This is a genomic window from Halalkalibacillus sediminis, assembly GCF_002844535.1.
In the GTDB taxonomy this organism is placed as follows: Bacteria; Bacillota; Bacilli; order Bacillales; family Alkalibacillaceae; genus Halalkalibacillus_A; species Halalkalibacillus_A sediminis.
In genome coordinates this window covers 177553-198987 of record NZ_PJNH01000002.1, presented here as the reverse complement: position 1 = coordinate 198987, position 21435 = coordinate 177553, and the positions used below count along the sequence as shown (strand labels likewise).

At 43.1% G+C, this 21435-nt stretch carries 16 protein-coding genes; all 16 read right to left on the bottom strand.

The features are described from left to right. Window positions 1-85: 85 nt before the first annotated feature. On the bottom strand, window positions 86-1354 hold the full coding sequence (gene rho / locus CEY16_RS07280) for a transcription termination factor Rho (RefSeq protein WP_101331769.1): 1269 nt from the start codon (window positions 1352-1354) through the stop codon (window positions 86-88). Window positions 1355-1872: 518 nt separating this feature from the next. Continuing rightward, the gene (gene glpX, locus CEY16_RS07275; protein ID WP_101331334.1) at window positions 1873-2841 is read right to left on the bottom strand and encodes a class II fructose-bisphosphatase; all 969 of its coding nucleotides are present in this window, start codon (window positions 2839-2841) and stop codon (window positions 1873-1875) included. Window positions 2842-2967: 126 nt separating this feature from the next. Beyond that, window positions 2968-4254, bottom strand: a complete 1287-nt coding sequence (locus tag CEY16_RS07270) for a UDP-N-acetylglucosamine 1-carboxyvinyltransferase (protein ID WP_101331333.1) — start codon at window positions 4252-4254, stop codon at window positions 2968-2970. A gap of 108 nt (window positions 4255-4362) precedes the next feature. Further along, a complete protein-coding gene (gene fsa / locus CEY16_RS07265) occupies window positions 4363-5010 on the bottom strand; it encodes a fructose-6-phosphate aldolase (protein WP_101331332.1) in 648 nt (215 codons plus the stop codon). A 271-nt stretch (window positions 5011-5281) separates the two neighbouring features. Then, on the bottom strand, window positions 5282-6145 hold the full coding sequence (fba, locus tag CEY16_RS07260) for a class II fructose-1,6-bisphosphate aldolase (protein ID WP_101331331.1): 864 nt from the start codon (window positions 6143-6145) through the stop codon (window positions 5282-5284). Window positions 6146-6249: 104 nt separating this feature from the next. Then, complete coding sequence (locus CEY16_RS07255; RefSeq protein WP_101331330.1) at window positions 6250-6615, bottom strand: response regulator; 366 nt, start codon at window positions 6613-6615, stop codon at window positions 6250-6252. Between the two features lie 105 nt (window positions 6616-6720). Continuing rightward, a complete protein-coding gene (locus CEY16_RS07250; RefSeq protein WP_101331329.1) occupies window positions 6721-8325 on the bottom strand; it encodes a CTP synthase in 1605 nt (534 codons plus the stop codon). Between the two features lie 194 nt (window positions 8326-8519). Further along, window positions 8520-9014, bottom strand: a complete 495-nt coding sequence (rpoE, locus tag CEY16_RS07245; RefSeq protein ID WP_101331328.1) for a DNA-directed RNA polymerase subunit delta — start codon at window positions 9012-9014, stop codon at window positions 8520-8522. A 499-nt stretch (window positions 9015-9513) separates the two neighbouring features. Beyond that, a complete protein-coding gene (gene icmF / locus CEY16_RS07240) occupies window positions 9514-12744 on the bottom strand; it encodes a fused isobutyryl-CoA mutase/GTPase IcmF (protein ID WP_101331327.1) in 3231 nt (1076 codons plus the stop codon). Continuing rightward, window positions 12722-13378: a TetR/AcrR family transcriptional regulator gene (locus CEY16_RS07235; protein ID WP_101331326.1), complete on the bottom strand. Its 657-nt coding sequence runs from the start codon at window positions 13376-13378 to the stop codon at window positions 12722-12724. The genes icmF and CEY16_RS07235 overlap by 23 nt, the downstream gene beginning before the upstream one ends. Then, window positions 13371-14321 carry a methylmalonyl Co-A mutase-associated GTPase MeaB gene (meaB, locus tag CEY16_RS07230; protein WP_101331325.1) on the bottom strand — a complete coding sequence of 317 codons (951 nt, stop codon included), beginning with the start codon at window positions 14319-14321 and terminating at the stop codon, window positions 13371-13373. The genes CEY16_RS07235 and meaB overlap by 8 nt, the downstream gene beginning before the upstream one ends. A gap of 33 nt (window positions 14322-14354) precedes the next feature. Next, window positions 14355-15494, bottom strand: a complete 1140-nt coding sequence (locus CEY16_RS07225) for an acyl-CoA dehydrogenase (RefSeq protein WP_101331324.1) — start codon at window positions 15492-15494, stop codon at window positions 14355-14357. An 84-nt stretch (window positions 15495-15578) separates the two neighbouring features. Then, entirely contained in the window at window positions 15579-16718 is a 1140-nt protein-coding gene (locus CEY16_RS07220) for an acyl-CoA dehydrogenase (RefSeq protein WP_101331323.1), read from the bottom strand. 12 nt (window positions 16719-16730) lie between these two features. Further along, window positions 16731-17582, bottom strand: a complete 852-nt coding sequence (locus CEY16_RS07215; RefSeq protein WP_101331322.1) for a 3-hydroxybutyryl-CoA dehydrogenase — start codon at window positions 17580-17582, stop codon at window positions 16731-16733. A 298-nt stretch (window positions 17583-17880) separates the two neighbouring features. After that, entirely contained in the window at window positions 17881-19068 is a 1188-nt protein-coding gene (locus CEY16_RS07210; RefSeq protein WP_101331321.1) for an acetyl-CoA C-acetyltransferase, read from the bottom strand. 401 nt (window positions 19069-19469) lie between these two features. After that, entirely contained in the window at window positions 19470-21377 is a 1908-nt protein-coding gene (opp4A, locus tag CEY16_RS07205) for an oligopeptide ABC transporter substrate-binding protein (RefSeq protein ID WP_101331320.1), read from the bottom strand. Window positions 21378-21435 lie beyond the last annotated feature (58 nt).

Genomic DNA, 21435 nt, shown 5'->3' with positions numbered 1-21435 from the left:
CTATTATTTTCACACAGAAGAATTATACCAACTGAGTCTGTCTTTTGCAAGGAGTTTTTGAATACTCCTATAGACTCAATGTCGATTATTTTTCTTTCTTCCCTTTCATCTCATCGTCCATGATTTTGAAAAACTCATCATTGTTCTTCGATCCACGTAATCTACGACGGAAACGCTCAGAGAAATCGTGATGATCCTGCATCATTTTACGGATCGCCCACATTTTATCCAACTGCTCTTTTGGCATGAGAAGTTCTTCTTTTCGAGTACCAGAATGTAAAATGTCGATTGCTGGGAAAATACGGCGATCAGCCAATTTACGATCCAAGTGTAATTCCATGTTACCTGTTCCTTTGAACTCTTCATAGATGACGTCATCCATGCGTGAGCCAGTATCAACAAGTGCAGTAGCAAGGATGGTCATGCTACCACCTTCTTCGATATTACGCGCAGCACCAAAGAATCTCTTCGGACGGTGGAAAGATGCCGGATCGATACCACCAGATAACGTTCTACCACTCGGTGGAATTACCAAGTTATATGCACGAGCAAGTCTCGTAATACTATCCATTAAAATAATGACGTCCTGCTTATGTTCAACTAGGCGCATCGCGCGCTCAAGAACTAGCTCAGACACTTTGATGTGGTTTTCAGGTACTTCATCGAAAGTCGAACTGACTACATCCACATCATCTGCGACCGAACGCTCGATGTCCGTCACTTCCTCAGGACGCTCGTCGATCAGAAGGATGATTAGCTTTGCATGTGGATGATTTTCAGAAACGCTGTTCGCGATTTCTTTTAAAATCATAGTTTTACCTGCTTTAGGTGGAGCAACGATCAGACCACGTTGTCCAAAACCAACCGGAGCCATCATGTCCATAATTCTAGTAGAAAGGACTTTCGATTTAGTTTCAAGATTCATCTTACGATCAGGATAAAGAGCCGTCAGACCTGGAAAGTGGATACGCTCCTTCGCACTCTCAGGATCGTCACCGTTCACCGCATCCACGTGAAGCAATCCGAAGTAACGCTCATTTTCTTTCGGCGGTCGCGCTTTACCAGAGACAAGATCCCCGTTACGAAGATCGAAACGTCTGATCTGCGACGCAGAAATATAAATATCCTCCGCACTCGGCGCATAGTTGATCGGACGTAAGAAACCGAACCCTTCAGACTGGATGATCTCAAGCACACCATCCACAAAAAGATTTCCGTCTTTCTCAGCTTGCGCTTTTAAAATAGCAAATATTAATTCCTTTTTTGATAATTTTGCGTAATAAGAAACACCTAATTCGCGCGCCAAAGCATATAAATCCTTCAGCGTCTTTGTTCCCAACTCCGCAATCGTCATTGATTTAGACACAAAAACACCACTCTTTTATTTAATTTGATTTATTTTTTATTCAATTCATTTTTGGAATTCAAAAGGGATTGATCTCATGAAGTGAGAAAAGAAATCGTAGATTGAGGTAAGTTATTTCTATAACACATCTATTTTATACCTTTTAAAAGAAAGAAGCAAGATGAATCGTATAGCGGGTGGAGTTTCAGAGGTTGAGTGAAAGCACCTCGGATTTAACCGAACCTAAACCAATTTATCCAACGATTCCATATACCGCACCAATCCTTGGCATTTCAACCCTCCACATCAGCTTTTGAACCCTCCATGTGCACATTTTAATCCGCCACGTCGGCTGTTGAACCTGCCACGTTAGCCACTGAATCCTCCACGTTGAGTTTTAAACCCTCCACGTCAGCCTTCCAATCCTCCACAACGCCAGTTTAACCCACCATAAGTCAGGACCCTATCCCACCACATAAAAACGCCTGACCCCTCAAAGAGTCAGACGCTTGAACCTATTACATTTATTAATCTTCAATAACAAGGTTTGGTTTTTTCTTCAGGCTGTGTTCGCCATTGACGAAGCGGACAGTTCCAGACTTCGCACGCATGACGAGCGTTTGAGTTGTTGCTTTTGCTCCTTTGAACTGGACACCTTTCAACAATTCGCCGTCAGTGATTCCACTTGCAGCGAAGATCGCATCGTCACCTGATACTAGGTCAGACATCATCAACACTTTGTTGACGTCTTGGATTCCCATTTTGTGACAGCGTTCAACTTCTTCATCGGTTTTCGGTGCTAGGCGTCCTTGGATTTCTCCGCCTAAACATTTTAATCCGACTGCAGCAAGAACACCCTCAGGCGCTCCCCCTTGCCCGATGTAAATGTCGACACCAGTATCTTCGAATGCAGTGTTGATTGCTGCTGCAACGTCACCATCAGGAATCAACTTAATGCGCGCCCCAGCTTGGCGGATTTCAGCAATGATATCACTGTGGCGCGGACGATCCAATACTACCGCCACTAAGTCTTCTACATCTTTACCTTTCGCCTTCGCTACGGCTTTTAGGTTATCAGTCACCGAAGCATCGATGTCGATCTTACCTACAGCTTGAGGACCGACAGCAATCTTGTCCATGTACATATCCGGTGCGTGAAGCATCTTCCCACGGTCTGCAATCGCTACAACTGCGAATGCATTCCATGAACCATTAGCAACGATGTTTGTCCCTTCGACAGGGTCGACTGCGATATCCACGCTTGGGCCACCAGGCATTCCAAGCTCCTCACCTATGTATAACATCGGAGCTTCGTCGCGCTCCCCTTCACCGATAACAACCCGACCATCCATCGGAATCGTATCAAATACTGTACGCATCGCTTCTGTAGCTGCATTATCTGCCTCTTCTTTTTCCCCACGGCCCATCCAACGAGCTGATGCTAATGCCGCCGCTTCTGTGACGCGTACGACCTCCATTGATAAACTTCTCTCCATGTTCCCTCTTCCTCTCCAAACCTTTTATTTGTTAAAACGGACTGGCTCTCCTACATTTATCACAATAATAGTGGAAGCATTTGCCCCCTAGCAATATGCCAAACACTCCCGAAGCTGTTTGTCTAGCTAAGCATTTTGAAACTGCTTGCGTTCTTCTTCTGTGAGCGCTTCGCGCCATACAACTGCGCCAAGTTCACCCAATTTTCTCGTCAAGTGGTCATAACCACGATCAATATGCTCAAGACCAACGATTTCAGTTACGCCGTCTGCCATCAACCCAGCAACTACTAGTGATGCACCCGCGCGTAAGTCACTCGCTTTCACTTTAGCACCTTCTAATAACACTGGTCCTGAAATGACTGCCGAGCTACCTTCGACTTTAATGCTTGCATTCATACGACGTAGCTCGTCAATGTGTTTGAATCGAGCTTGATAAATCGTATCAGTTACGATGCTGGTTCCACTTGCTTGAGTGAGCAATGATGTGAACGGCTGCTGCAAGTCTGTTGGAAAACCTGGGTAGACCAGCGTTTTGATATCCACACTTTTCAACTTGTCATTGCGACGCACAATCAGAGAATCTTCTTGTTCAATGATCGTCACACCCATTTCTCGAAGCTTTGCAGTCAATGACTCCAAGTGAGTCGGGATGACATTGTCGATCACAACTTCTTCACCTTTTGAAGCAGCAAGAATCGTATAAGTTCCTGCTTCGATACGGTCAGGAATAATCGTATGACGGCAACCTTTGAGCTCATCGACACCTTCAATACGGATGACATCAGTACCTGCACCTTTAATTTTCGCGCCCATTGCGTTTAATAGTGTTGCAACATCAATGATTTCAGGTTCTTTCGCTGCGTTTTCAATCGTCGTTTTACCTTTTGCACGGACAGCAGCTAGCATAATATTAATCGTTGCACCAACGCTCACGACGTCTAAATAGATTTTAGCTCCCGTCAGTTCTTCTGCTCGCAGATATACTGCGCCTTGTTCATTCGTGACTTCCGCACCAAGCGCTTCGAAACCCTTAATATGCTGATCGATCGGACGAGGACCTAGGTTACAACCACCTGGCATACCGATGACCGCTTTTTTGAAACGACCGAGCATTGCACCCATGAAATAGTACGATGCACGTAACTTTTTCACGCGTCCATTCGGTAATGGCATCGACACCATTTGTGAAGGATCGATCGTTATATCTTCGCCTTCTTGTGAAACCGTACCGCCAATATCACTTAGTAAATCTTTTAACGTTTGAATATCTGAAATATCTGGTAAGCCTTCTAAAGTCACTTCTGATTCGGCTAGAATCGTTGCTGGAAGTAGTGCAACAGCGCTGTTCTTTGCACCACTCACGCGAACTGTTCCTTTTAGTGAATGGCCACCTTCGATGAGTAGTTTTTCCATTGTCATACTCCCCTTAAGGAATTTTGGTTAGATACCATTGTGGCACCTTTATTATGTGAAAAAAAGTACGTCTTCATGCTACTTTTTTTCCATTATTATTCATTCAACTTATTTATTCGCCTGCTCCCAATCATTCTTGAACTTCTCGATACCAGCATCCGTCAATGGGTGCTTCACAAGCTGTTGAATCACTTTCAATGGAATCGTCGCAATATGCGCCCCGTTAAGTGCAGCTTCTGTCACGTGCATCGGATGACGAACGCTTGCTGCGATGATTTGTGACTCAATCGCATGGCGATCGAAAATCTCCGCAATTTCAGCAATCAGGTTCATACCATTTTGACCCATATCGTCTAAGCGACCTAAGAAAGGTGAAACATATGTTGCACCTGCACGAGCAGCTAATAGCGCCTGGTTCGCTGAAAATACGAGTGTTACATTCGTTTTAACCCCTTGATCAGTTAAAGCTTTACAAGCTTTCAAACCTTCAAGTGTCATAGGCAATTTAATTGTGATGTTCGGTGCAATTTTCACTAACTCTTCTGCTTCACGAAGCATTCCTTCTGCATCATCAGATACTACTTCTGCACTGACAGATCCTTCGGTTACTTCTTGCGTGATTTCACGAAGGCGGTCATGGAAATCGACTCCTTCTTTTGCTACTAGAGATGGGTTAGTCGTCACCCCTGCCAGTATACCTAAAGCATTCGCTTCTTTAATTTCGTCTATATTCGCTGTATCTATAAAAAATTTCATTAATTCTTCTCTCCCTCTTGTAGAATTATATTGAGAAAAACTTAGCTTATCGCCAAGTCCTAATGGCAAAAGCCTTTGTTTTTCACATACTTTAAACCTTTAACAAAGTTAAACATTCTTAAAGTATTAAAAACTTTACTTTCGTTCTGCTTCCTCTTGGATAAGTTTCGATTAGGAATTTATATTTTTGTCTAACTCTTTCCCACTTACCCTTCGCTTCTAAACACGAAAAGGCTAACCCAATTCCAGTGGATCAGCCGTTCTTATATATCTATGCTTTTTGGGAAGAACCGAACTCGCGCATTTTCCCGATTACAGTTTCTTTAATCTTGTCGCGACTCGGACCTAAATATTTTCTTGGATCGTATAAATCTGGGTTCTCAGCAAGTACTTCACGTACCGTTTGTACCTGTGCCATTTGGCTCTCTGTGTTGACATTGATCTTCGCGGAACCAAGTGAGATTGCACGCTGAATATCTTTCGTTGGTATTCCAGTTCCACCATGTAATACTAATGGAACACCTGTCAATTTCTGCACTTCTTCCATACGATCGAAACCAAGATTAGGCTCCCCTTTGTAAGGACCATGTACAGAACCTAATGCCGGAGCAAAGCAATCAACGCCTGTTTCACGAACTAAGCGTTCGCACTCAGATGGAATAGCATAAGCAGCTTCAGCATCTTCTACGATGATACCATCTTCCTGACCACCTACTCTTCCAAGTTCAGCCTCGACTGAAACCCCATGTAAGTGAGCAAGTTCGACTACTTTCTTCGTCCACGCGATGTTATCATCGAGTGGTTCAGCGGAAGCGTCGATCATGACAGAGGTGAATCCTGCATGGATTGCTTGTGCACATTTTGCGAAACTTGAACCGTGGTCTAAATGAATCGCTACAGGAACTGTTGTACCATAAGCTTCCATTAATGACTTGATCATAGCTACAACTACGTTAAAGCCACCACAATATTTAGCAGCACCTTCAGAAACCCCTATGATGACTGGAGATTTTTCTTCTTCTGCTGCTTGTAAAATAGCTTGAGCATATTCTAAATTATTTAAATTGAATTGGCCTACTGCATAACCTTCATCTTTTGCTTTATTAAGCATGTCCTTCATTGAAACTAGTGGCACAGTTGCTTCCTCCTAATCGGAAACGCAAAATGTTTTATGAAAAATCATCATTAGCTATAGAATACCAACTGCGCCACTCTTTCGCAACAACCAAATGGATCGTTTTATACAACATTCGACGTATTGTGTAAAATGTCGCATACGTATTCGACTCGAAAAGGTTTTTCAAGGATTTGGACGATTGTGTCAGATTCTATAGCGCGTTCAATGTCATCTTTGGCAAATCCACTGATGAGAATTGTGGGAATCGAATAACCGGATTGCTCGATCTCAGCCGCAATTTTATCACCGCGACTGCCTTTTAATAAGTAATCGATAAACATCATGTCAGGTGCTTTTTTACGCACTTCTTCCCTTAATTCTTCCGGATATTCGAAAGATTTTACTCGAAAACCCTCGCGCTTGATGACCTCTTCCAACAACAACCTAATTCCAGCATCGTCGTCGAGCACATAAATTAATTTACTCATTTTAACAACACCTTTTCTAGTACAACCACCACCTCAAATTATAGGTAAAGATTGTAAAATAGGCAAGGCTTGACCTGTAAAAAAATGTTTTAAAATTAAATATTTTTACGCATTCGACAAATCGATACTTGTTTCGACAAACTTCTTGAATAAAGGCTGTGGTCTCGTTGGACGTGACTTGAATTCTGGGTGGAATTGAGAAGCCACAAACCAAGGGTGATCTTTCAGTTCAATGATTTCGATCAAGCGACCGTCAGGACTTTTTCCTGAAAATACGAATCCGTTTTGTTCCATACTGTCACGATATGTGTTATTGAACTCATAACGGTGACGGTGACGCTCATAAACAACTTCATCTGCATACGCTGCTTGTGCATTCGTATCTTTTTCCAAACGGCAAGCATAAACTCCAAGTCTTAACGTTCCACCTAAGTCTTCCACATCCTTTTGCTCAGGAAGTAGGTCGATAATCGGATAAGGTGTCGTTGGATCGATTTCTGCAGAATGAGCTCCATCCAGTCCTAATACATTACGAGCAAATTCGACCGTTGCTAACTGCATCCCTAGGCATATTCCCAAAAATGGGATCTTGTTTTCTCTAGCATAGCGAATGGCTTCAATCTTACCGTCAATGGCACGGTCGCCGAACCCTCCAGGTACAAGAATTCCATCAGCATCACTAAGCAATTCTTTTACATTATCGGCAGTCACTTCTGCAGAGTTGATCCACTGAACATCAATATCAGCGTCAAATGGATATCCTGCGTGCTTTAATGCTTCTACAACTGAAATATAAGCATCCGGTAGCGCTACATATTTTCCGACTAGAGCAATTTTCACGCACTTCTTCAAGTTTCGAACATTGTCGATCAATTGGTTCCATTCTTCCATATCCGCTTCAGGACACTGTAATTTGAAGTGGTCACAAGCGAGTTGATCCAGTCCTTGACGCTGCATTTCCAGCGCAACTTCATAAAGAACATCACAATCCATCGCTTCAATGACTGCTTTTTCATTAATATCACAAAATAGAGCGATCTTTTCTTTCATGTCCTGGCTGATCTGCATGTCCGTTCTCAATACGATAACATCCGGCTGAATCCCGAGTGAACGCAGTTCTTTTACCGAGTGTTGGGTCGGCTTAGTTTTCATCTCACCAGCGGCCTTAATATATGGAACAAGCGTACAGTGGATGTACATGACATTGTCTTTTCCTAAATCGCTCTTCAGCTGACGAATGGCCTCTAAAAATGGAAGACTTTCGATATCACCGACAGTTCCACCAATTTCAGTGATGACAACATCCGCATTCGTTTCATTACCAGCTTGAAAAACCTTGTCTTTTATCTCGTTGGTGATGTGCGGAATGACCTGAACAGTACCACCTAAGTAATCGCCGCGACGTTCTTTACGGATGACAGAAGAATAGACCTTCCCTGTAGTTACGTTACTATATTTATTCAGATTGATATCGATGAATCTTTCATAGTGGCCTAAATCCAGGTCTGTTTCTGCCCCGTCTTCAGTTACAAATACCTCACCATGTTGATATGGACTCATCGTACCAGGGTCAACGTTCAAATAAGGGTCGAATTTCTGAATCGTCACCTTCAGCCCTCGATTTTTTAATAGCCTTCCTAAAGAAGCAGCTGTAATCCCTTTCCCTAAAGATGAGACAACCCCACCTGTCACAAAAATATACTTTGTCATGTCTTTTCCTCTCTTTCTATACCTTTAGGTTCATATATGTTTTGATTATTATTCATAAATATATGTCAGGCCCCTTATAAACGCAAAAAGCTCCCGAACACATCTAAGTGTGTCGGGAGCGTATATTTATTTTGAGAGCCCACATAGAATATTACTTCGTTCCATGTGAATAGTCAAGAAGAAAATTAGGCGACTTATTTGTCGTCCTCATCATCGTCTTCATCGTCCAAATCGTCTTGATCAATATCATCGAATAACTCTTTTGCTTCATCATCATCGTCATCCAAGGCCAGATCAGCATCTGGTTCTAGTTCGTCTTCAAGGAGTGTATCCTCAGCTGGCGCTTCTTTTTTCTTCTTAGTTTTCTTTTTAGCTTTCTTTTTCTTCGGCTTTTCTTCTTCATCTGTGAAAGAAACAATATCTTCCTCAGTTTGATCGTAAGGGTACCAACGCTTCAGCCCCCACATATTGGAGCCGATCGAAATGAAACGCCCATCAATATTAAGGTCTGTATAAAGTTGCGTGATGAACTGTTCTTTTTCTGCCTTAGAAAAGTCCTTAGCCTCAGCGATCATATTGTATAGGTCGTTGTAGTTATATGTTTGCTTTTCCTCAAGTAATATCTCATGTGCAATTTCTACCATTGAAATTTCTTTTAGTTCTTCTTTTGTATAATTATCCAAGCTCACGATACGCACTCCTTTTCTCAGCAGACTGAATCAACGTATTCACATTTTATCAGAAAATATGAACGTCCTTCAATCGATACCTCTACTATTGCATTACCATTTTAATATACATCTCATCATTTTACCACATTAATCTTAAAATTGTACTGGGCGTGGCATTTATGTCAGATTTCCCATGGAGGTTCCGTTTTCTAGTTTGAGTGATTGTATCAACCATAAATACGGATAAACACTCATTTTTCCATTTTAAGTAAAATAACTGCCTTTTTCCTTCTTAATTCGGCTATTTATTACGGATAAAACTTGCTCGATCATTAAATCTTCGTTCTGTCTTAAATAGTGACGCAACTAATGGGAAAAGCGACGCAATTCAGCCTAGTTTTTTCCAAAAAAGCACCAACTCAACCCTATTTCCTCAAATATATGAAGAAAAGTGGCGCAATTAAAGCGTCCATATGAAAAACTCCGCCCAACAACTGGACGGAGTTCTATATCAATCTTACATATTACGGCGATACTGGCCGCCTACTTCATAGAGTGCATTGGTGATTTGACCGAGACTTGCTACTTTCACTGTCTCCATCAATTCAGCGAATACGTTTCCATTAGATGCTGCTACTTCTTTCAAACGGTCAAGAGCAACGTCTGCTTCTTCTTTGTTACGTTCCTGGAAGTCTTGCAGGTTCTTGATCTGTTGTTGCTTTTCCTCTTGTGAAGCACGAGCGATTTCCATTGAGTTGATCTCATCTTCTGAAGTAGGATTCGGGTTCTCATACGTGTTGACCCCGACGATCGGAAGTTCACCAGAATGTTTCTTACCTTCATAGTATAGAGATTCCTCTTGGATCTTTCCACGCTGGTATTGACGCTCCATTGCGCCTAATACGCCACCACGGTCGTTGATACGTTCGAACTCTTGTAAAACGGCTTGCTCTACTAGGTCGGTCAATTCTTCTAAAATGAATGAACCTTGTAGAGAGTTTTCATTTTTCGTCAAGCCGAACTCTTTATTGATGATCATTTGGATTGCCATTGCACGGCGCACGGACTCTTCAGTCGGTGTTGTAATCGCTTCATCGTAAGCATTCGTGTGAAGCGAGTTACAGTTATCCTGAATCGCAATCAACGCTTGAAGCGTCGTACGAATGTCGTTGAAGTCAATTTCTTGTGCGTGCAGGGAACGTCCAGACGTCTGGATATGATACTTCAGCTTCTGGCTTCGCTCATTGGCACCATATTTGTCGCGCATAACGATTGACCAGATACGACGAGCTACTCGACCGATCACCGTGTATTCCGGATCTAGTCCATTCGAGAAGAAGAACGATAGGTTCGGCGCGAACTTGTTGATATCCATGCCACGGCTCAAGTAGTACTCGACATAAGTGAAACCATTTGCGAGCGTGAATGCCAACTGACTGATCGGGTTCGCACCCGCTTCAGCGATGTGATAACCAGAGATCGAAACAGAATAGTAGTTTCGCACTTCATTGTCGATGAAGTATTCCTGGATGTCACCCATCATACGAAGGGCGAATTCCGTTGAAAAGATACACGTGTTCTGACCTTGGTCTTCTTTTAGAATATCCGCTTGAACGGTTCCACGGACGACATTGATCGTTTCCATTTTAATGCGTGCTGTTTCTTCCGCATTCGGTTCACGACCTTCTTCTTCTTTGAACTCTCCAAGCTTCTGATCGATTGCAGTATTCAAGAACATCGCTAGGATAATCGGAGCCGGTCCGTTGATAGTCATTGAAACAGACGTCATCGGGTGACAAAGGTCGAATCCATCGTACAGTTTCTTCATATCTTCTACCGTACAAATGCTTACCCCTGACTCACCGACTTTCCCGTAAATATCAGGACGCTCATCTGGGTCTTCCCCGTATAATGTTACAGAATCGAACGCTGTACTTAAGCGCTTCGCTTCTTCATTTTTTGAAAGGTAATGAAAACGACGGTTCGTACGCTCAGGTGTTCCTTCACCAGCGAACTGACGTGTCGGGTCTTCACCTTTACGTTTGAATGGAAACACCCCAGCTGTGAACGGGAATGAACCTGGAACGTTTTCAGTCAACATCCAGTACAAACGGTCTCCCCAGTCCTGATAGCTAGGCAGAGAAACTTTCGGTATTTTCAAACCTGAAATACTTTCCGTATTTAGGTCGACTTTAAATTCCTTATCGCGAACTTGATAGGATAGTTCATCTTGCTGATACGTTTCTTTCAATGAATCGAAAGAATCGATTTTTTCCTGGTTATCATCATCTAATTGTTTCTCGTAATCTTCGATGAGTTGATCCAGCTGCTCGACTGAACCTTCACCAAGTTCTTCCTTCGTACCTTTCAACTTATAAAGTTTCGTCGCGACTTCACTTTGTTTCTTCGCTTCTTCTTTATAACCTTCCACTGTCTGTACAATATCGCGTAAATATTGCGTGCGTTCAGGTGGGATAATCAAGTTCTGCTTTTCGACGATTTTAATTTTCGTGTCGAAAGGAACGTCAACGCCCCAGTCGAAACGATCGTTTAACGTCTCCACTAACGAAGCGAACAATGTGTTCGTTCCTGGATCGTTAAACTGACTCGCAATCGTACCGAAAACTGGGAATGTATCGTGATCTTCATGGAATCTCATATGACTTCGCTCGAACTGCTTACGGACTTGTCGGAATGCATCCTCAGAACCTTTTTGTTCGAATTTGTTGATAACGATAAAGTCTGCGAAATCGATCATATCGATTTTTTCTAGCTGGGATGGCGCACCGAATTCAGCTGTCATCACGTACATCGATAGATCCGTGATTTCAGTGATTTCAGCATCCCCTTGACCGATTCCACTTGTTTCAACGATAACAAAGTCAAAGTTAGCAGCTTTCACTACATCGATCGCATCTTGGATCGCTTTTGAAAGCTCAGACTTTGAATCACGAGTCGCAAGAGATCTCATATAAACGCGTGGGTTGAAGATCGCATTCATACGGATACGGTCACCTAAAAGCGCTCCACCTGTTTTCTTTTTCGTCGGGTCGACAGAAAGGATTGCTATTTTTTTATCAGGAACTTCGTTGACGAAGCGACGGATCAATTCGTCCGTCAGTGAACTCTTACCTGCACCACCTGTACCAGTGATACCAAGAACAGGAACATCAACGCCTTCTACCTTCAATTGGTTAGCAAGCTCTTCACTCGAGATATCATCGTTTTCGACATGAGTAATCAAACGAGCAATCGCTGGGTATTCGCCAGCCTTAGCCGCTTCTACATCTTTTTCGATATCAAGAGGCGTCGGATGGTCACACTCTTCAATCATATTATTGATCATTCCTTGCAGTCCTACCGTACGACCATCTTCTGGAGAAAAGATTCGTGCCACACCGTACTCGTGCAATTCTTTGATTTCGCGCGGTAAAATAACACCGCCGCCACCGCCATATACGCGGATATGACCAGCACCGCGTTCATTCAATAGATCGACCATGTACTTGAAATATTCAGTGTGTCCACCTTGGTAGGATGAAATCGCAATCCCTTGAGCATCTTCTTGAACTGCTGCATTAACCACTTCTTCAACCGAACGGTTATGCCCTAAGTGAATGACCTCTGCACCACTTGCTTGTAAAATACGACGCATGATATTGATCGAAGCATCATGACCATCGAAAAGACTGGATGCCGTCACAAAACGAACGGGATGCTTCACTTTATACACTTCTTGCTGCTGCATCATTCGTTCCTCCTTTTTGCTGAGCTTGATGAGCCAGCTGACTTTTTAATAACTGAAACTGAACATTCGTATATTCTTCTAATGAAAAATCCTTCTGAAGCGCCCAACGACGGAAGCTCCACATCTGCCCTTGAATTAATAGGTTGTTAGCGACTAAATTGATCTCTTGTGGTGATAAAAGATTCGGAAATCCATTCGAGATCACCTCTTCGAACATCCCTAACATCTCACGCTCTTTCTCAAGCACATATTCTTGAGCGTCTTTTGGCAATGCCTTCACTTCTTGATACAGAATCAACACTTCATCTTGCATATCGTCCATCAGTTGAAAATAAGATTCCACTGCTTGATAGAGTGCTTCCTCTGAAGTCGCTGTCGTATCGATTACGTTTTCCATTCGTGCCTTCACTTCATCGTAAATCGCATCACACACGAGGAAGAGGACATCTTCTTTCGTGCGAATGTACTCATATAAGGTCCCGATACTAAACCCGGCAGCTTTCGCAATCTCACGAGTTGTCGCCCGGTGGAACCCTTTTTCTTTAAAAAGTTGGACCGCTCCCTTGTGGAGTTCTGCCCGCCTTCTTTCTATCAATTTCTTATCTTTGATGGATGAAGCGATGCGTTTAACCATCTGAATCACCCTTCCTCTGGTTATGCCACTCATCCAACCAACTTTTGGCTAGTGTATAAGGGTCTGTTGCCGATCGGAGCTCTTCTTGCCGAGTCTCATCTGATTGAATGAAGTGCTCGACATCTTTCCATAAAGAGTCTTGGATCAATTCATAGACTTCATATTCTAGTTGTTGCTGGCGCTGTTTCTGACCTGCATCTGTTTCTTCTAAGTATGTCCAATGTCTGTTGAAGGCATCTAGCAAGTCGTTGATGCCTTCATTTTCAGTGACACTGGTCTTGATGATCGGTGGCTCGAAACCACGATGCCCGGCGATATGAATCAAATCGCCAAGCTGGTTTTTAAGCTTATTAACACCTGGAAGATCTGCTTTATTTAATACGAAAAGATCGGCGATTTCCATGATACCTGCTTTGAATACTTGGATGATGTCCCCACTGTTCGGGGTGAGCACCACCGCAGTCGTATCAGCGACTTTCATGATATCGAGTTCGGACTGGCCGACACCGACTGTTTCGATGAAAATATAGTCGAATCCATAGGCATTACAAGCTCTAATTGCATCTTTCGTCGCACGTGCTAGACCTCCGAGTGAGCCTCTGGTCGCCATGCTCCGAATAAACACGTCAGGATCCGAGAAATGCTTATGCATACGGGCTCGGTCACCTAAAAGCGCCCCTCCACTGAAAGGACTCGTCGGATCGACGGCGATGATGGCAACGGTTTTATCGTCAGCTCGAAGCTTCGTGATCAAAGCGTCGACCAGTGAACTTTTGCCCGCTCCTGGTGAACCCGTAATCCCGATATATTGAGACTGCTTTTTTTGCTGATTCAATTGTTGCATGAGCTCGAGTTTGTCTGGGTGATCATTCTCGATATACGTGATCGCTCGCGCAAGTGCACGCTGGTCCTGATCAGCCACCCGCTTCGCCAGTTGCTCCATCCGCATCGTCCTTTCGTGAAGAATTGCTATAACTTATTTTGTCACCATACGACCTATTACTAGGCGCTGGATCTCTTGAGTTCCTTCATAGATCTGTGTAATTTTCGCATCGCGCATGTAACGCTCGACAGGGTAATCTTTCGTATAACCATAACCACCAAAGACTTGTACAGCTTCAACAGTCACTTTCATCGCTGTGTCCCCTGCAAATAGTTTCGCCATTGCTGATTCTTTCTGATAAGGGATTCCTTCAGATTCATTGTAAGCAGCTTGGTAAGTCAATAGACGAGAAGCTTCCACTTCTGTCGCCATGTCAGCAAGTTTGAAGCTGATTCCCTGGTTGTGCGCAATAGGCTTACCGAACTGTTCGCGTTCTTTCGCGTAATCTGTCGCAGCATCTAAAGCTCCTTGTGCAATACCGACTGCCTGTGCAGCGATACCGTTACGTCCACCGTCAAGTGTCGTCATTGCGATCTTGAATCCATCGCCTTCTTCACCTAGAAGATTTTCTTTTGGCAGACGGCAGTTTTCAAAAATTAATTCCGTAGTTGGAGACGAACGGATTCCTAGCTTCTCTTCCTTCTTACCGAATGAGAAACCATCCGTGCCTTTCTCAACGATGAATGCAGAGATTCCTTTATGTTTCGCATCCGCATCTGTTTTAGCGAAAACGACATAAATGTCAGCAACGCCACCGTTCGTAATCCATACTTTGCTTCCGTTTAAGATGTAATCGTCGCCATCTTTTTTCGCAGAAGTCTTCATGGAAGAAACGTCACTTCCTGCACCTGGTTCAGACAATGCATACGCACCTAGAGCTTCACCTGTCGCTAAACGCTGTAAGAAGTTTTTCTTCTGATCTTCGTTTCCGTAAGTATAGATCGGCCAGCTCGCTAGCGAGATATGTGCTGATAACGTTACACCCGTTGATGCACACACACGCGACAATTCTTCTACTGCAATCGCATAGCTGACGAAGTCAGATCCGATCCCACCGTACTCTTCAGGCCAAGGAATTCCTGTCAGGCCTAAGCCCGCCATTTTATCAAAAATATCGCGGTCGAAACGCTCTTCTTCATCACGTTCTGCCGCTGTCGGTTCTACATCTTTTTTCGCAAAGTCACGAACCATTCTGCGAAGCATTTCCTGCTCTTCCGTCAATTGAAAATTCATACTATGATCCCCCGATTTCTTTTTTAAAATATGTTGCTCAACTCAACTTATGGATGTTTCAATCAAGCGTTTGATCTAAGATGTTTATTTTAGTAAATGACGACTGATAACTAGGTTCTGGATCTCAGTCGTTCCTTCGTAAATTTGAGTGATTTTAGCATCACGGAAATAACGTTCTACTGGGTAATCCTCTGTATAGCCGTATCCTCCGAAAACTTGGACAGCTTCAATCGAAGTATCGACTGCTGTTTTCGATGCGAATTTCTTCGCCATTGATGCTTCTCTTGCACAATTAATCCCTGCTTGGTGCATAGACGCAGCATTGTAGATCATCAACTTGGAAGCTTCTACAGCAGTTGCCATATCAGCTAATTTAAAAGATACTCCCTGATGCTTGGCGATCGGCTTACCAAACTGTTCACGCTCTTTTGCGTAATCCGTCGCTGCATCAAGCGCCGCTTCAGCAATACCTAAAGCTTGCGCAGCAATTCCGATACGACCGATATTCAAGTTTGCAAGCGCGATTTTATAGCCTTCGCCTTCTTTTCCAAGAAGCTGTTTCGCTGGTACACGACAGTTATCGAAAGTTAGTGGAACTGTACTTGAACCGTGAAGACCCATCTTTTTCTCAGCCTTATTCACTTCGAATCCTGGTGTACCTTTTTCCACGATGAAAGCTGAGATACCTTTGCTATCAGCGTCGGAATCAGTTTTCGCAAAGACGATATAGACATCCGCGTATTCACCATTCGTGATGAATACCTTTGAACCATTCAAAATATAATCGTCGCCATCTTTTACTGCTCGTGTCTTAAGGCTACCAGCGTCACTACCCGCACCTGGTTCTGTAAGGGCAAATGCGCCTAGATACTCTCCAGAAGCAAGTTTGGGAACATAGTGGGATTTCTGTTCGTCATTTCCGAACGAAAGTATAGGGAACGTTCCTACTGATGTGTGGACTGAAAGGATTACCCCTACAGCCGCGCTCACTTTCGACAACTCATGAATCGCGATGATGTAAGATGTATAGTCCATTCCTGATCCACCAGCTTCTTCTGGAATCGGAATGCCCATGAGCCCGAGCTCACCCATCTTGTTCACGATTTCTTCAGGGAAACGATCTTCCGCTTCCATTCGTTCAACTGCAGGAGCTACTTCTTTTTGTGCGAAATCACGCACCATTTTGCGCATCATTTCCTGCTCTTCGGTGAAATTCAAATTCATTAATGCTCCTCCTTATTCGTACACATAGAAGCCGCGGCCAGATTTCTTACCTAACCAGCCAGCGCTAACATATTTTCTTAGTAGCGGACATGGACGATATTTACTGTCGCCAAATCCTTCATGGAGTACTTCCATAATGTATAAACACGTATCTAAACCGATAAAGTCAGCTAGTTGCAGTGGCCCCATCGGATGATTCATACCCATTTTCATTACGTCATCGATTGCGTCGGGTTCTGCAACCCCTTCGAATACCGTGTAGATCGCTTCGTTGATCATCGGCATCAACACTCTGTTAGAAACGAAACCTGGGTAGTCATTTACTTCTACTGGTGATTTGTTTAAAGCTTTCGCTGCTTCTTCAATCGTTTGATACGTTTCATCAGATGTTTGGATTGCACGGATCACTTCAACCAGCTTCATAATTGGTACTGGATTCATGAAATGCATCCCGATTACTTGATCTGGACGGTCAGTCACAGCCGCAATGTCCGTGATTGGTAGAGAAGAAGTGTTCGTCGCTAGAATCGCATGTTTTGGTGTGATTTGGTCTAGTTGTTGGAATACCTTCGTTTTTACGTCCATATTTTCAACAACCGCTTCAATGACAAGATCACAATCATGCGCATCACGAAGGGTAGTTGTCGTTTCAATTCTGTTGAGCGTTGCCGTCTTATCATCTTCCGTCATACGTTCCTTTTCGACACTTTTTGAAAGGAACTTTTCAATTGTCGCAAGCCCTTTTTGTAGTGACTCTTCTGATATGTCATTTAGCTTCACTTCAAACTCTGATTGCGCGAACACTTGAGCAATACCAGCGCCCATCTGCCCCGCGCCAATGACCATTACTTTTTTGATCGACATATTTTGACCTCCTGCATTAAATTTATATACAAAATGTGGTTTTTGATGTTGGAAGTGGGGGTTAATCCTTCACATCGCAGAGTTAATCCGCCACGTCGCGAGCTTAATCCTCCACGTCACAGAGTTAACCCTCCACGTCACGAGCTTAATCCTCCACGTCACGAAGTTAATCCTTCACGTCACAGAGTTAATCCGCCACGTCGCGAAGTTAATCCGCCACGTAGCGCGTTTAACCCACCATAACTTGAGCTCAATAGAACAAAACTCGAGTTTAATCAATCATAACTATGGTTTAATCTTAACTTTTAGGTACTTCAATCAATACTGCATCACCTTGTCCGCCGCCGGAACAAATCGAAGCGATACCTACGCCACCACCGCGACGTTTTAATTCATAAGCAAGCGTCAATACAATGCGCGCTCCACTTGCACCGATTGGGTGTCCAAGTGCTACAGCACCACCGTTGACGTTCACCTTTTCCGGATCAAGGCCGGCAATTTTTCCACTAGCAAGTGAAACTGCAGCGAATGCTTCGTTCACTTCGAAAAGATCGATATCATCTATTGTATAGTCCGTTTTTTCTAATAGTTTGTTGATGACGATTCCTGGCGTTTCAGGGAAACGGTCAGCCTCAACTGCAACCTCTTCATGTGCAATTATTGTCGCAAGTGGAGTTTGACCTGTTGCCTTCGCTTTTTCCTCAGACATCAGTACCATCGCAGCTGCACCATCGTTGATACCAGGCGCATTCCCAGCTGTAATTGTTCCATCTTTATCGAAAGCTGGACGCAATTTAGCTAATGATTCGACAGTCGTCCCTTTGCGTGGAGCTTCATCCGTGTCTACAAGCAAAGGATCTTTTTTACGCTGAGGTACTTCAACTGGTACAATTTCTTCTTTAAAAATACCGTTCTCTATCGCTTTTCCTGCTCGTTCATGACTACGTACTGCCCACTCATCCTGAGCTTCGCGTGTCAATTCGTATTTATTAGCTGTACGATTTCCGTATGTTCCCATGTGTACATTTTCAAATGAACAAGTCAAACCGTCATGAACCATCATATCGACAGCTTTTTGATCGCCCATTCTCATTCCCCAACGAGCTGTAGGGAGGAAGTATGGAGCGTTCGACATGCTTTCCATTCCACCAGCAATTACAACTTCTTCTTCGCCAAGGCGGATCATCATATCTCCAAGTGTTGCACTACGCATACCAGAAGCACACACTTTGTTAACCGTTTCTGTTTTGGTTTCCCAAGGAATTCCAGCGTTTCTCATTGCTTGTCTAGAAGGTAATTGTCCTTGCCCACCTTGAAGTACAGAACCCATGATTACTTCGTTCACTTCTGTAGGTTCGATGTTTGCACGCTTCATCGCTTCTTTGATTGCTATGCCACCTAACTGTGCTGCAGTTAGTGGAGCCAAAGCCCCTCCAAATTTACCAAAAGGCGTTCTTGCACCTGCTACTATTACTGTTCTTTTCAATGTAAATCCTCCTTTATTTCCTGTTTGAAACCGCTATCAATTATTATAACATATTTTCGATTGAACGCTCGCTCAATTTATTTGTTTAAAACTAAAATGTTGATATAAGTGCAAAGGCGTTAATAATATGTAGATATTTATCAATAATTTATCGAAGGTAGCTAGAGTAGGTTCAGTTAATTCTTAATTAGGTAACGTTTATTCCAAATTAGATTCAGTTAACTGTTAAATAGGTGCAGTTAAACTCAAATTAGGTTCGGTTTATTGCTTAATAGGTTCAGTTATATTCAACTTAGGTATCATTGACATAGGTTAGAGCTATCATGAAAAACGCTCTTACAATTAATCTAAAAAAATTGACGCCTATGACAATGTCATAGACGCCAATCTTATTGAATTAATTATTCAGCTGTTTCTGACTCTTCAGCAGTTACACCTAATTCGCTTAGGTAAACTCCAGATCCAACACCCATGTCGTAGTTAACTACACGGTTGTTAACTGGAAGAACTAGAGAACGGTAAAGAGTTGGGAATACAGGAATCTCTTCAACCATTAGTTCTTGCCACTGGCTGTAAATATCTTGACGATATTCAACGTCGAACGCTTTGTCAGATACACCAGCTTCTAATAGCTCATCGTTTTCTTCACTTGCGTAACGTGGGAAGTTGAATGATGCCGTACGGCCATAAAGACCAGATGGGTCAACATCATAACCTACACCCCATGCACCTTGGTAGATATCGATTGCTTCATCATCAGCTTCTACACGATCGTAGAAAGAGTTGAACTCTAATAGACGACCGTCAGTAAGTTGAACGTTAAGTCCAACCTCGCCCCATGATTGGATGTAGTACTGTGCTAATGGTTCAGCAGTGTCTCCACCTGACATAGATGCGAAGTTAATTACTAACTCTTCACCTTCAGGGTCTTCACGGAATCCATCACCATTAACATCTTCGTAGCCAGCTTCGTCTAATAGACGATTAGCTTCTTCCACATCGTATCCTGGTGCTTCAATTGAATCATCATGATAATCCGGGTGGGATGGTGGAATTAGTGTAGTACCAGCCCAACGAAGTCCGTTGTAGAACTGCTCACCTACAGCATCGTTATTCACGGCATGCCACATAGCTTTACGTAAATCTTTGTCACCCATTTTCATTTCTTCTGGAGTATAAACAACTTCTCCAGCTTCTTCATCCCAATGACCTAATTTGAATCCGATATACGTATAAGCTAAGTCTACATCACCTAAGAATTCAACGTTAGACATATCCGCATTAGCTGGATATTGGTCAACAGGGAAACTTGAAACCATGTCAACATCTCCAGTTTCAAGAGCGTTTACGATTACACCTGGGTCAACTACTTTAAGTGTTACTTCATCTAAGTTAGGCTCGCCTCTCCAGTAGTCTTCGTAAGCAGATAAAGTTAGAGATTCACCTGGAGTGATCGTTTCAACTTTAAATGGACCAAAACCGATTGGTTCTTCACGTACTTCAGCAGAACCAGGGATGTCTTCTATAGCCATACCTTCAAAGATATGTTTAGCCATAGGGTAAGTCCAGATACCACCAGTTAATAGAGATGGTGATAAACGAGTATATGTGATTTCAAGAGTTTTTTCATCAACAACATTCAAACCTGAGATTGAATCTGCAGATCCTTCTTTGTACTCATTGTAACCTTCAATTAATGTGAACCCAGGAGTACTACCGCGCACACCAGGATAGTTAGGGTCACCAATTACTTCGTAAGAGAACGCCCAGTCTTCAGCTGTAACAGGCTCTCCATCGTGCCAGTTAACGTCATCACCGATAGTAAAAGTGATTACGTTATTTTCATCATCAACTTCATACGTAGCTGCACCATCTTGAGTATAGTTATAGTTTTCGTCTGAAGTTAATAGACTTTCATCAAACCATGTTAAGATTTCAGCATCGAAAGTACCTTCATAGAAGTTCCAGTTCAAAGTACCTTCAAAAGGAGTGTCAGTAACTAGACCATAAGTTATGCTTCCTCCATCGATAGGTTCGCCGTCGTTAGAAACAGCAGTATCGAAGTCTTCGATACTATAGATCCCATCTTCACTTGAAGCTTCTTCGTCAGAACCATCTTCCTCTTCTGAACCTTCTTCACCCTCGGATCCTTCGCCCTCGGATCCTTCATCATCAGTGGTTTCTTCTGTATCAGTATCTTCAGAATCGCCACCTTCTTCTTCACCAGAATCGCTATTACATGCTGCGATTACTAGCAAGGAAGCAAGAAATAAAGCAAACAATAGTTTTGCAAATGCATTCTTGCTCATTGAAAAACCTCCCCCTAATTTTTGTTCAGCCATCATATGAATTGACTGAAATTAATTT

Coding starts and splice junctions, on each gene's coding strand:
- rho (WP_101331769.1), bottom strand. CDS start 1,354: ATGACGATTGCGGAGTTGGGAACAAAGACGCTGAAGGATTTATATGCT.
- glpX (WP_101331334.1), bottom strand. CDS start 2,841: ATGGAGAGAAGTTTATCAATGGAGGTCGTACGCGTCACAGAAGCGGCG.
- CEY16_RS07270 (WP_101331333.1), bottom strand. CDS start 4,254: ATGGAAAAACTACTCATCGAAGGTGGCCATTCACTAAAAGGAACAGTT.
- fsa (WP_101331332.1), bottom strand. CDS start 5,010: ATGAAATTTTTTATAGATACAGCGAATATAGACGAAATTAAAGAAGCG.
- CEY16_RS07255 (WP_101331330.1), bottom strand. CDS start 6,615: ATGAGTAAATTAATTTATGTGCTCGACGACGATGCTGGAATTAGGTTG.
- CEY16_RS07250 (WP_101331329.1), bottom strand. CDS start 8,325: ATGACAAAGTATATTTTTGTGACAGGTGGGGTTGTCTCATCTTTAGGG.
- icmF (WP_101331327.1), bottom strand. CDS start 12,744: ATGCAGCAGCAAGAAGTGTATAAAGTGAAGCATCCCGTTCGTTTTGTG.
- CEY16_RS07235 (WP_101331326.1), bottom strand. CDS start 13,378: ATGGTTAAACGCATCGCTTCATCCATCAAAGATAAGAAATTGATAGAA.
- meaB (WP_101331325.1), bottom strand. CDS start 14,321: ATGGAGCAACTGGCGAAGCGGGTGGCTGATCAGGACCAGCGTGCACTT.
- CEY16_RS07225 (WP_101331324.1), bottom strand. CDS start 15,494: ATGAATTTTCAATTGACGGAAGAGCAGGAAATGCTTCGCAGAATGGTT.
- CEY16_RS07220 (WP_101331323.1), bottom strand. CDS start 16,718: ATGAATTTGAATTTCACCGAAGAGCAGGAAATGATGCGCAAAATGGTG.
- CEY16_RS07215 (WP_101331322.1), bottom strand. CDS start 17,582: ATGTCGATCAAAAAAGTAATGGTCATTGGCGCGGGGCAGATGGGCGCT.
- opp4A (WP_101331320.1), bottom strand. CDS start 21,377: ATGAGCAAGAATGCATTTGCAAAACTATTGTTTGCTTTATTTCTTGCT.